The following is a 12,384-nucleotide window of genomic DNA, read 5'->3' on the forward strand; positions in this document are numbered from 1 at the left end:
AAAAATAACGATAAACAAAACTAAGCGCGGTCCATTTGGACCGCGCTCGCCGCATTGTTTTTAACGATACGCCAGCGACGCCAAGCCGCCGGCTAGATAGCAGAGTGAAGGTTATTTAACCTCGAGTGCAGCTTTACCAACATACTGATTACTGCGGCCATCAAAACGAATCAATAATGAGCCCAATAAGTACATGATGGAACAGAAAGCAAACAGCATCAGGACACCATTGAAGCTCGCTGTAAATTGTAAAATAAGGCCAACAATAATCGGAATCAGGATACCGCCCACGCTACCGGCCATATTCATAATGCCGCCGACCAAACCCGCCCGAGATTTATGTGCCAACAATGCAGGCAAACTCCAATAAACCGAGCCGACACCGGTCACAAAGAACGAAGCCAGTGAAAGTAACCCGACGGCGACAATAGGGTCAGAAATATGTGGTAAATAAAGGAAAATACCAAAAGCAACTAAACCGGAAAGCGAGAACAAACTCTTAAAGGCGATATTACGACTTATGCCTTTTTTGACCATGTAATCGACTAAGAAACCATAGCTAAGCGCGCCAAGCCCACCGAGTAGGAAAATAAAGAACGTCGCATTGCCCACCGATTTAATATCAAATCCTCTCGCCTGGGAAAGATAACTTGGCCCCCAGGTCAATAATCCAAAGTAGATCATCGACCAGAAAAATCTTGCCACAATAATAGCCAGCATTGATACCTTATGAATACCTAAGCCTTTTACCTCTACTGGTATTTCATCGGTGCTGTTTTTTTCAAAAGCGTCATTTTCTATTAAATCAATTTCTGCCTGGTTAATACGTGGATCATCACTTGGTTTATCTTTTAATTTACGCCATGCGACGATGCTTAATAATAAACTGAAGACAGCGACAATAATAAAAGACAAACGCCAGGAATCGAGTGTTGCGATCAGGTAAGCAATCGTTATCCCCCCCAAACCAATGCCGATTGGACTGCCGCAGTCGATCAGCACCGCGCCGCGCGCACGTTCGGAACGCGCCAGCCATGCAGAGGTTAGTTTCGCATTCCCCGGCGACATTGGTGCTTCAGCGACGCCAAGGAACAGACGAGCAAAGATCAACGACAACCCGCCGCTGACCACCGCCATACAAAGCTGACTAATCCCCCACATTCCCGTGGCTACGGTAATGACTTTACGCGGACCAAAACGATCGAGTAACCATCCTGCCGGGAGCTGCATTAATGTATACGACCAGAAAAAACCGCTCAGTACTAATCCTTGTACCGTCGGTGACAGATGTAATTCGTCTTTTATATAGGGAAGCGCAATAGAGATAGTTGTCCGGTCCATCATATTTACAGCAACTAATAGACACATAACCGCTAGAATCTTCCAGCGAACTGAAGTAGGGGTGGAATTATTATTAGATACAGATCGTTGGGCATGCATATTCATATATTCTCCGCTGGCTTTTTTAAGGCGGTGATGTAATGCAATAATTTTTAATAGTCACTACTACCCTGTTAAGTTAAAGCCACGCAGACCTGTTTATATAAATGCAGATTGGTAGGCATCATTTTATTATAGGTAGTAGGGCTCCGATTTTATTATGGGTAAAACATACAGTTATACGTCAAGATACAGAGAGCTTTCGATCGTTTGCCAGCATCTCTGTATCTCGATGTTCATTGCAATAATTCCCCATAATAGTGTAGGTTGCATCCGTATTGGCTAAGCTCACTACCCCGAGTCACAGACACCAGCCAGTTCATCGGAAAGCACGACCTTATCATCCGGATACCACTCCAATTATTTTGGGTATACGACGTCTTTTTTCGTTATATTGCAAAAAAATTAATACAGCGAATGCCCTAGTAATTTTTCAATCGCCAGACGCGATCGAATTAGCACCTCAAGACTAATAGAGGGATCAATCGGCATCTCGCCGCGTAGCGGGTAGGTATTTTGCTGGCGATGCATCCGCAGTGGGATCTCTAAACTGCATGGGATTTGACGCAATGCCAATTGTTCCAGCAATGAGCCATAGTTCAAACATCCGTCGCCAATAGCGCAGAAGTAAAACTCACCGTCTTTTATTTCGATATCTTTAATGTGGAGATGGCGCATCGCTGGCAGCATTTCGAATGCCTGAGCAATCGCATCTTCATCAGGTCTAAGGGAAACCATGTTCCCAGCATCAATATTGAATGCGACGGCATCATGACCGATGTCTTGTAGCATTGCGAACCCTTCTTCGGCGACCGCGAAAGCATCAAAATTCGGGTCTCCGCCGTTCTCGATGCAAATGACACAATTATGTTCAGCAGCGTAGGGGGCAACGGCACGTAAGTTGTCAACAATCACATTGTAATGCTCTTTGCGGCCTGTGCAGATATTCATCGCGGTTGCGCCAATTGCGTGGGCGAAACGTACGCGCATCCGCAATTGCTCAACGGTATCTGGGGTCGCTAGGTTCATTGTACAGCCCAACGCGGCAGTTTTCAGACCGTATTGGTTTAGCAGGCGCTTAATATCTTCGGCATGTGATTGGCTAAAGAGCTCAGGGCTAATATTACCAATATATCCCTCGTTGTAAGCTAACTCGACATAGCGAAAGCCTGCCTGCTGAATTGTCTGAAAGGCTGTTTCAGTATCAACGCCATCAAACATTGCGGTATTGACGCCCACTACCCACTCTTTCGTATCCACTTTCTACCTCACAGAATTATTAAGTTCGACCAAAAGCTCAACGCTGCTGCACAACATTTAACGATAACCATCTGACGTTAAGGTTTTGTCTATTTGTCGCAACCACCAAAACATAAGAACACGACTATTTCTTTTGTTCAATATGCGTCGAAGGCCAGTTATGCAGACAGTGAAGAAGGTCACAAAACCAACATCGTCCCGTAAATAAACGATATCGCGAGGAGAGATGCCAAGCTGTATGCCTGCATAAGCAAAAGAAAGGCATCTATGCGATCGATACTTAGTGAAAAATATAGCTTTTCTCCGATTTTATTCTGTGAACCTTCTGCCATTTCTTAGCGATTCATCACTGAGATGGCTATCATCCCGCAACATTTTTTGTTTCATTTGTCTTTGCGTTAATCATATGAACACTTTATTGTGTCCTTGTATTCACAGATGCAGTGATAACAACACTGCATAGTAAGAAAGTGCAGCACGGGTTGAGGTACATAGAATGTGCTGGCATGGCCGTGCTTCAGAGCCTATTTTGGGGAGAGCCTAATGAAACCTGCCGTTTTACTATATAAAAAGATCCCTGCTGAACAGCATGAACGTTTGCTACAACACTTTAGGGTTTATACCGCTGACGGATTAGATGCAGCAAGTCTCTCCAATTTGGACGAGATCCTGCCAGTACTCGACGGCATTATTGGCGCGGGTGGCAAAATAGATCGTGAATTCTTGCAACAGACCCCCAAGCTGCGTGCTTTTTCCTCAATCTCGGTGGGTTACGACAATTTTGATGTCACCGCCTTGAACGAACGTCGCATTGCATTGATGCATACGCCTTCAGTGCTCACCGAAACCGTAGCGGATAACATTATGGGATTGGTGATCGCTTCTGCACGCCGTTTTGTGGAACTCGCAGACGGCGTGAAAGCCGGTGAATGGCAAGCAAGCGTCGGCCCTGCATGGTTTGGCGTTGATGTGCATCATAAAACCATCGGCATCTTGGGGATGGGACGCGTGGGAATGGCGCTGGCACAGCGGGCACATCATGGGTTCGGGATGTCGGTACTCTATACCGGTCGGTCACCAAAACCTGAAGCTGACCATCGATTCAATGCGCAACATTGTGAGTTAGAAACACTACTCACCGAGTCTGATTTTGTTTGTATTACCTTGCCACTGTCACCTGAAACCTATCATCTGATCGGTGCGGCTCAATTGGTGAAGATGAAGAAAACGGCCGTATTAGTGAATGGTGGCAGAGGAGACGTTATTGATGAAGAAGCATTGATTTCTGCTTTGGAGACCAGAACGATTTTTGCCGCTGGGCTTGATGTTTTCTCTAAAGAGCCATTACCTGTATCATCGAAATTACTAGCACTACCGAATGTTATTGCCCTCCCCCATATTGGTTCAGCAACTCAAGAAACACGTAATAATATGGCAACATGCGCAGTAGACAATTTGATTGCTGCATTATCCGGTAATATAGAAGAGAACTGTGTTAATTCGCGGGATCTAAAATAATGATCAGCTGCTACATATGGATTTTTAGCTGAGTAATATGTAGCGAACATGGATTATCAGCAGCGTAACAAAATAATCCCGCCAATGTTATACGACGGCGGGACTTTTATCAGAACGTCATATGGAAGTTAGTTGCACCGGCATAGTTAATAACACCTATATCCGTACCGCTGGTTTTCATCGTAGTGTTGATAACGCCGAAGTTAAGCCCGTCCACATCGTTCGAGACGTTCACAACGCCCAAGTCCATCCCTTGTACGTTATTGGCAATGATGCCCTCCTTCGACACTCAAAATACTGAGTTACTCACTTTTAGAAGCTCATATAACATATTGATAAAAAAATATTAATCATCATATGTAAAAACACCACCTTTATAAAAAGGTGGTGTAGAGCTGCGAACTAAGACTTATGCGGACAGCAATAGCTCGCCTAAATAAAATACATTAGCGAGCAATTTCGCTAAAGTGATGCTCATCATACGGTTCAGTAAGGAACGTGTTTACAACATCATTAAATGCGATCCAGTGCGGGGTTTGCTGATGTTTTTTCAACACATCTTTGTCTTTCCACAGCTCAATGAGTGCAAAGTGATTTTTATCACTTTCGTTATTCCACAGCTGGTAAAAATGACATCCATCTTCTTTATTTGACTCAACAACCATATTGTTCAAAACAGAAAGGAATTCAGCTTTCTTGTCAGCTTTTACTTTAAAGAATACGTTTAATGTAATCATCTTTGCTTTCCTCTATTAATAAGAAAATTTTCTCGCGTCTGGCGACAAGGTGAAGATTACTTGACTTACACATTCACTAAAAGTAACTTATTTTCAACAAATCAATTCACAAAATGGAACACAAATGAAGCTAAGATCTGCTGAAGCATTTTGTCGAGTCGTCGAATTAGGAGGAATTGGCCCCGCGGCACAAACGATGTTTTGTGTACCGTCCAATATCACTAAGATGATAAAAGAGCTGGAGAATGAACTAAGTGAGCCCTTGTTTGAACGCTACAAAGGCAGGCTAATTGTCACACCATTTGGAAAAAGTTATTACCAAGACGTAAAGCCATTAGTCGATTTCTCGAGCGAAATAGATAAAAAATATCAAAAGAATAATGGCTACTCATCGTTAACGATCGGGGCAATAGATGTGGCCGCTGATTACTGGTTACCGCCCAAAATACTCTCGTTTATGCAGGCTAATAATCACATTCAGGTAAACCTGATAAATGCACATTCGCGAGTGCTTGAAGAGGGACTGATTGACCGTAAGTTTGATCTGATCTTTTCAGATGGTCCGATTGAAAACCCCGAGATCACTAGTGCATTAGCATTCAAAGAAAGACTCATTTTGGTTGGCAAACCTGATGCCGTTTCTCGCGCCCCTATCCCGCTATATACCTTTGGTAAAGAGTGTCTTTACAGCGATATGGTTACAGCCTGGCTTACTACACAACCAGTAGGTAAATACCAAATCATCATCATGGAAAGTTATCAGACAATGCTCTCTTTGGCGGAGAACCACCTTGGCATCGCCTTTATCCCAGAGCGAGTACTAGAAAAATATTCCGCAACGCCCCTTCACCAGCAAACAGAGTCTATAGCCTGTGACGTGCATGTTGCCTGGCATCGATCTATCAAACACAAAACAATTACTACAATGTTAGATTTTATACAGATAGAACATCTGTAACTTATTCAAAAGCACTATTTTTCACCAATGAAAATGCCACGCGAATGCCGATTTAAGGGCTCAACGTGGCATCATTTTTGATATTGCTCCTTATTTTAAGATTAATAAGAACCAAATCACTCTATATTAAACACCTATCAGAACGTCATATGGAAGTTGGCAATTGGCAATACCGGTACCGCAGCATTCATTGCTACGTTAACCACACCAATCTGCAAACCTTCCAGATCTTCAGCAACGTTCACCAGGCCGAACTGGAAGTTAGTTGCACCGGCATAGTTAATAATACCTATATCCGTACCGCTGGTTTTCATCGTGGTGTTGATAACGCCGAAGTTAAGCCCGTTCACATCGTTCGAGACGTTCACAACGCCCAAGTTCATCCCTTGTACATTATTGGCAATATTAACTGCACCAAAGTTGAACCCCGTGACATCACCACTCCAGTTCAGAGCACTTATATTTGCCCCAACCACATTGCCAGATTTATTAATCGGCGCAAAGTTTAAACCTGTAACATCACCAGAGACGTTAACGATACCGAGGTTCACACCGGTGATATTCCCCTCACTCCAGTTGCCAAGTGCGCCGATATTGACACCTTTAACATCGCCAGTGTGATTGAGAACACTGACATTAACACCATCGGTTTTCTGCCCGGTCCAGTTAAATGGCGCAATGTTCAGCCCTTTAACACGCCCGGTAGTGTAGTTAGCAATAGCGCCTACGTTCAGACCATACATATTACCTGATGTGGTAACTGCACCAAGGCTTACCCCGTGCACTGTGCCGGTTGCGCCGCTATAAATACCAAGGTTAACACCATCAATATCATTAACCTGATTCGCTAAGCTAAAGTTAACGCCCTGATCATAGCCGCCGTGCCAGTTGAACAGACCAAAAGCTGCGCCGTTCATACCATTGCGGATGTGAGAACCTGAGATAAGGCCAAGCTGGAAACCGTTAAGCTGATCCATTTCGCTGTAGCCGAGGATTGGCAAATCAAAACCGCTTACCGTTCCAGTGTCGCTATACAGGAAACTACCATGGAAACCGTTAACTTCACGGTCAGCCGGCAGATTGCCGAATGATGACACCTGGACGGGCGCAGCAACGCTTGCCGCAGAAAATATCACGCATGAGAGTAATAAACCTAATTTTGAGTATTTCATTTTTCATCTCAACTTTTCAGTTTTAATTAATTAAGGAAATTAATTCCTTACTGTTATTGTTTAATAATGTTCGTTTTATTCAGTCTGGTGGATGTTGAAAATAACAGAAATGAAACACACCAATGATGACTTACTATGATGCATCCCTTCGACAATCAAAATACTGAGTTATTCACTTCTTATTTATCCAAAAAATGCTTCTAGATTTTTTATGATAAGTAATAGTTACATTTCATATTCCAATGAAAAACAGATACACCGAAAATTTTTTATAAATTTAATTAAACGTGCCATTTTCATATCTTAAAATGTTATTTATTCAATTTTATTAATTCATTAGAAATGGTGACATCATCATACCAGCCGAACCCAATCAGCAAACCACACGGCTAAGCCTGTAGATAGCCACAAAGTGTCACAATTGACAAAGAAAGCGCCGTACTAAGAGGCATTTTAAGCTACCCGTTTTATACGGCCCCGTTGGCAGAAAAACTCTTTTACACTTGTGACAATATTGTAAATAGGTTAGTTTTTCATCTTATTGTCGTAAAACGACGAATTATAGAGATAACGCTCCGCATCCAATCGAAAAATACACGATTAATTCTGTTAACAATAACATTACGAGGCCAGTTGAACCCGTCCAAAATGAACTAAGAAAACAGCTGGCAAACGTTGCAACCAATGCAGCAGGTCTGGCAGGAAGCGCGGTTAGTGGTGTCATTGCAGCACCTGGCAATATCCCAAAAACTGGGCGTTATATTTTGGGTACCATTCAATCTCTTGCGGTAATTTAATGAAATTATTAACCTTTTTAATCGGCCCACGATTTTTCGAGTTATTCCTGCACGGTAAGGAAACTGAGCAGGTTATTGCGCGAAAAGATGACCAGTTATTGCAGCACTCAACTATCGAACTAGAACGTTATTTCGATAAGCCACCGCAGCAGTTACCGCGTCAAAATGCTTTTTCTCTGGCATGGGTCTTATTGCTATTTATACTGACATTTGCGCTAAATCTGCTGACGTTGCTGCATGTTTTACCTTCACTGTCGCCACCAGCCAGAGCAGCAGCCTTCTTCCTGCCATCGATAGTTTTTATTATCAGCAATCTTACTGCTAGTTATCTAATTTCCCGCGGCTTTAATAGTGGCCTGACCATTTATTCTCTGGTCTATAACGGGTTGTTCGTCGCCACAATTTTGCAACTGATAAATGTGGCGCTCTCCTGGGATACTCGCCATGTCATTTTAATGCTAATTTCTCTGGCTTTTATCCTATCCTGTCGTTCGTTGATTAACGGAGGGTCATTTATCGTGTTTGTGCTGTATTGCCGCACGCAGCGCATCACTAGCATTGCACGTAGCCTGCGATTAAAATCACGAAACACTTAAAATAGACTTATTTTTTAACAAAGTGTGCGATATTACATCGTCAAAAAGCAAATACCTTAATAAAAATTTTAACAATTATCCTAAAGGCCGTAAAATCCTGCACCATGCATAGAAATGTTTATCATGGCTCAGTGTTAAGTTGCTTTAGCCTTTCGCGAAAAAACCTCCCTTCCTGGCTGGGTATTTTCGCAATTATGATGTTGTTTATTGGCCCAGCAGTTTCTCGAGCGCTGGACCATGGGAACACTTCTGCGCATGAAATGGCGATGGCATCAATGTCGGATGCTGATATGCACGACATGTCAATGATGGACATGTCGCAGATGGACATGTCGCACCCTATGATGGGCGATCATGCTCATATGGCAGGTGGCATGATGATGGATGATGTGGCATGCGGCTATTGCGTGATGTTGCTACATGTTCCGTTACTCGAGCTAAAACTCCCTGCTAATATCATACTGATTAGCCTATTTTCCCGCGCTCCGCCTGAACGATATTTTGTCAAATTTGTTCCGCACGCCGTTTTAAGAGATGTTCAACCTCGCGCCCCACCTCCATATCGCCATATCTAATACTCAATATGCCCTTCTGCTTGCTTTGCGGTAAGTGGACTTTTTTGCTGCGCTTTCTGCGGTAGGGATAGATGTACGCGTTATAAAATTGTTGTGAGGCCAATCAATGTTTACTTTGACGGCGCTGGAGCTTGCACGTATCCAGTTCGCATTTACGGTGTCTTTTCATATTATCTTTCCGGCGATAACTATTGGTATTGCTAGCTATTTAGCAGTATTGGAAGGTCTATGGCTTAAAACTAAGCAGAGCGTTTACCGCGATCTCTATCATTTTTGGATCAAAGTATTCGCGGTCAACTTCGGTATGGGCGTGGTATCCGGCCTGGTTATGGCTTACCAGTTTGGCACTAACTGGAGCCAGTTTTCGGTCTTCGCAGGCGGTATCACCGGACCGCTTTTAACCTATGAAGTGTTAACAGCATTCTTCCTTGAAGCTGGTTTTCTGGGTGTCATGCTGTTTGGCTGGAACAGAGTGGGGCCAAAGCTACACTTCTTCGCTACTTGCATGGTGGCGCTGGGAACGATCATTTCCACCTTCTGGATACTGGCATCGAATAGTTGGATGCATACCCCGCAAGGCTATAGCATCATCAATGGCGAAGCGGTTCCTTCAGAGTGGTTAAAAGTCATTTTCAACCCATCCTTCCCCTTCCGCCTGGCTCATATGTCGACAGCGGCGTTCCTGGCATCAGCGTTCTTTATTGCCTCTTCTGCGGCATGGCACCTGCTCAAAGGCAACGATACCCCCGCCATTCGGAAAATGCTTTCAATGGCAATGTGGATGGCACTGATCGTCTCGCCGATACAAGCCTTTTTAGGCGATGCGCATGGCTTGAACACCCTGAAATATCAACCTGCAAAAATTGCGGCTATCGAAGGGCATTGGGAAAATACCGATGACAAACCCTCACCTTTAGTCTTAGTCGGCTGGCCGGATATGGAGCAAGAAAAGACTCACTTTGCACTAGAACTTCCGGCACTTGGCAGCATTATTCTGACGCACAGTCTCGATAAACAAATCCCCGCGTTAAAGACCTTCCCCAAAGAGGATCGCCCCAATTCAACGATTATTTTCTGGTCATTTAGGATCATGGTTGGGCTTGGCTTGCTGATGATACTTTCCGGTATCTGGAGTTTGTGGCTAAGGAAAAAAGGAAAACTTTATCAATCCCGACTCTTCTTGCGCTTTGTATTTTTGATGGGACCTTCCGGCCTTATTGCCATCCTCGCGGGTTGGTTTACCACAGAGATTGGGCGACAACCTTGGGTTGTTTATGGCCTGCTTCGAACCCGCGATGCCGTCTCTGCACATGGTGAGTTGCATATGAGCCTGACTCTGCTGGCTTTTATTGTCGTCTATTTCTCCGTATTCGGAGTTGGTTACGCCTACATGATGAAACTGATACGCAAAGGGCCAACAGTTCACGACGATGGTACCGACGAGCATGGCGGCCCAGGACAACAACGTACGCCAGCGCGCCCGTTATCTGCCGTGAATGAAACATTAGACTCAAGGAGCTGAAAATGGGTATTGATTTACCACTAATCTGGTTTGTTATTATTGTCTTCGGCATCTTGATGTATGTCGTTATGGATGGTTTCGACTTAGGCATTGGGCTGATCTTTCCATTGGTGAAAGACAGCGAAGATCGCGATGTCATGATGAACACCGTTGCGCCTATCTGGGATGGTAACGAAACCTGGCTTGTTCTCGGCGGCGCTGCATTATATGGCGCGTTTCCTCTCGCCTATTCAGTTGTACTCGACGCACTCTCTATCCCCATTACAGTGATGCTTTTCGGGCTTATCTTCCGAGGCGTAGCCTTTGAATTTCGTTTCAAAGCCAGCCCTTCCCGGCGTCACATTTGGGACAAATCGTTCTTCTGGGGATCGTTGCTTGCGACGTTTTCTCAAGGGGTCATTGTCGGTGCATTTATTAATGGCTTTACCGTTCACAATAAGACTTATGCCGGAGGAGCGCTTGACTGGCTGACGCCCTTCACCCTTTTCTGTGGTTTTGGCCTGATGGTGGCTTATGCACTTTTGGGGGCAACCTGGCTGGTCATGAAAACAGAAGGCACGCTACAACAGCGCATGCATAATTTGTCCAAACCTCTGATGCTGTTTTTGTTGTGGGTACTTGCCGTCATTAGTATCTGGACCCCGATGGCACACCCGGAGATTGCGCAACGCTGGTTCAGCGTGCCAAATATTTTCTGGTTTATGCCGGTTCCGCTACTCGTTGCGCTGTGTACGTGGCGGTTAATCCATGCAGTCGAACGCGGTGCACATTTCTCTCCTTTCCTATTAACACTGGTATTGATCTTCTTAGGCTTTAGCGGCTTAGGGATCAGCACGTGGCCAAACATTATTCCACCGAATATCTCCTTCTGGCAGGCTTCTTCTTCGCTAGAAAGCCAAGGATTCATTTTGGTCGGTGCACTGTTCATCATCCCGATCATTCTGGCGTACACCTTCTGGAGTTACTACGTGTTTCGCGGCAAGGTCACGCCAGATCAAGGCTACCACTGATAGAGTTTTATTCGACAAAGAAAGGGGCAACACCGCGTTGCTCTTTCTTTGTACCGAGGCACAACAGGAAGCATCGTATGGTTGCAAAAAATGTAACGCCAAGAACGGCAACAAAAAATATTCGATTTCCGCATCTGTTAATCGCAGAAATCCAAATAGCCTTGCAGCAAGAGGGGGAGTCGAACTTCTCTGCATGGGTCATCGAAGCATGCTCGCGTCGCATAAAAGACGAACAGCACAAGGCATCAGACAGCTGATAATGAACAATTTGTAATTTGTGCCTAATCGCACCAATTCAACATTATCACGGTTAACATAAATCACACTCTCACCTACTGCGAAGACCGCTGCGCATAGAGGTGAGAGTTTGGAGATGCGAATGAAACCAAAAATTCAAAAAATGGATATCGGCACCCTTCCCTCTGGAAAGGGACGTTGGTGGAAAAAAATGTTTTGGCTGGTAGTGATCTACCTGGGCAGTATTCTAACGTTATTTGCCATAGCCAGTATTTTCCGCCTCTTCATGTCAGCTGCCGGAATGAAAACGCATTAATGAACACTAACCGTCCTTCTGGGCGGTTATTTCCTCTGTACTGACCGAGAGAATCCTCATTATTTATCGAGAGAGAAACGCACCCGACCATCGCTCAGCCCCATATTTTTTAGAGGAAATTCACGTTAAATATTAATATTCCTATGGCGATTTAACGTTATTTCAAGCAATACCCTCAAGGTATAGAATTATTTCTTATTGTTGATGCTTTTTCGTTTTTTAGGCACTCATTACCATCCTGCTATA

The 12,384-nt window shown here is 44.3% G+C and carries 13 protein-coding genes; 8 read left to right on the forward strand and 5 right to left on the reverse strand.

What is annotated here, in order from left to right; translation table 11 throughout:
* Positions 1–111 precede the first annotated feature (111 nt).
* On the reverse strand, positions 112–1,368 hold the full coding sequence (locus tag ACL9RG_RS14670) for an MFS transporter (RefSeq protein WP_422793355.1): 1,257 nt from the start codon (positions 1,366–1,368) through the stop codon (positions 112–114).
* A gap of 477 nt (positions 1,369–1,845) precedes the next feature.
* On the reverse strand, positions 1,846–2,700 hold the full coding sequence (locus ACL9RG_RS14675; RefSeq protein WP_422793356.1) for a sugar phosphate isomerase/epimerase family protein: 855 nt from the start codon (positions 2,698–2,700) through the stop codon (positions 1,846–1,848).
* A 543-nt stretch (positions 2,701–3,243) separates the two neighbouring features.
* Between ACL9RG_RS14675 and ghrB the strand changes: the two genes are divergently transcribed.
* Positions 3,244–4,218, forward strand: a complete 975-nt coding sequence (gene ghrB, locus ACL9RG_RS14680) for a glyoxylate/hydroxypyruvate reductase GhrB (protein ID WP_422793357.1) — start codon at positions 3,244–3,246, stop codon at positions 4,216–4,218.
* A 109-nt stretch (positions 4,219–4,327) separates the two neighbouring features.
* On the opposite strand, the gene ACL9RG_RS14685 is transcribed toward ghrB, so the two are convergent.
* Together ACL9RG_RS14685 and ACL9RG_RS14690 are read right to left on the reverse strand one after the other, a co-directional pair.
* On the reverse strand, positions 4,328–4,507 hold the full coding sequence (locus tag ACL9RG_RS14685; RefSeq protein WP_422793358.1) for a hypothetical protein: 180 nt from the start codon (positions 4,505–4,507) through the stop codon (positions 4,328–4,330).
* A 157-nt stretch (positions 4,508–4,664) separates the two neighbouring features.
* Positions 4,665–4,955: a putative quinol monooxygenase gene (locus tag ACL9RG_RS14690; protein ID WP_422793359.1), complete on the reverse strand. Its 291-nt coding sequence runs from the start codon at positions 4,953–4,955 to the stop codon at positions 4,665–4,667.
* A 124-nt stretch (positions 4,956–5,079) separates the two neighbouring features.
* Here ACL9RG_RS14690 and ACL9RG_RS14695 point away from each other — a divergent pair, with 124 nt between their 5' ends.
* Entirely contained in the window at positions 5,080–5,913 is an 834-nt protein-coding gene (locus ACL9RG_RS14695) for a LysR family transcriptional regulator (protein ID WP_422793360.1), read from the forward strand.
* Positions 5,914–6,050: 137 nt separating this feature from the next.
* Here ACL9RG_RS14695 and ACL9RG_RS14700 read toward each other — a convergent pair whose 3' ends face one another.
* A complete protein-coding gene (locus ACL9RG_RS14700; RefSeq protein ID WP_422793361.1) occupies positions 6,051–7,085 on the reverse strand; it encodes an LA_2272 family surface repeat-containing protein in 1,035 nt (344 codons plus the stop codon).
* A 796-nt stretch (positions 7,086–7,881) separates the two neighbouring features.
* Here ACL9RG_RS14700 and ACL9RG_RS14705 point away from each other — a divergent pair.
* From ACL9RG_RS14705 to ACL9RG_RS14730, 6 genes are all read left to right on the forward strand, one after another.
* Positions 7,882–8,478, forward strand: coding sequence for a hypothetical protein (locus ACL9RG_RS14705; protein WP_422793362.1), 597 nt, complete (start codon positions 7,882–7,884; stop codon positions 8,476–8,478).
* 104 nt (positions 8,479–8,582) lie between these two features.
* Positions 8,583–9,053 carry a DUF2946 domain-containing protein gene (locus ACL9RG_RS14710; protein WP_422793363.1) on the forward strand — a complete coding sequence of 157 codons (471 nt, stop codon included), beginning with the start codon at positions 8,583–8,585 and terminating at the stop codon, positions 9,051–9,053.
* 106 nt (positions 9,054–9,159) lie between these two features.
* Complete coding sequence (locus ACL9RG_RS14715) at positions 9,160–10,575, forward strand: cytochrome ubiquinol oxidase subunit I (RefSeq protein ID WP_422793364.1); 1,416 nt, start codon at positions 9,160–9,162, stop codon at positions 10,573–10,575.
* Positions 10,576–10,577: 2 nt separating this feature from the next.
* Positions 10,578–11,585, forward strand: coding sequence for a cytochrome d ubiquinol oxidase subunit II (gene cydB, locus ACL9RG_RS14720; protein WP_422793365.1), 1,008 nt, complete (start codon positions 10,578–10,580; stop codon positions 11,583–11,585).
* A gap of 77 nt (positions 11,586–11,662) precedes the next feature.
* Positions 11,663–11,842 carry a YlcI/YnfO family protein gene (locus ACL9RG_RS14725; protein WP_422793366.1) on the forward strand — a complete coding sequence of 60 codons (180 nt, stop codon included), beginning with the start codon at positions 11,663–11,665 and terminating at the stop codon, positions 11,840–11,842.
* A 143-nt stretch (positions 11,843–11,985) separates the two neighbouring features.
* Positions 11,986–12,138 carry a DUF2474 domain-containing protein gene (locus tag ACL9RG_RS14730; RefSeq protein ID WP_422793426.1) on the forward strand — a complete coding sequence of 51 codons (153 nt, stop codon included), beginning with the start codon at positions 11,986–11,988 and terminating at the stop codon, positions 12,136–12,138.
* Positions 12,139–12,384 lie beyond the last annotated feature (246 nt).

Source organism: Rouxiella sp. Mn2063 (assembly GCF_049319665.1).
GTDB lineage: Bacteria > Pseudomonadota > Gammaproteobacteria > Enterobacterales > Enterobacteriaceae > JBMOUD01.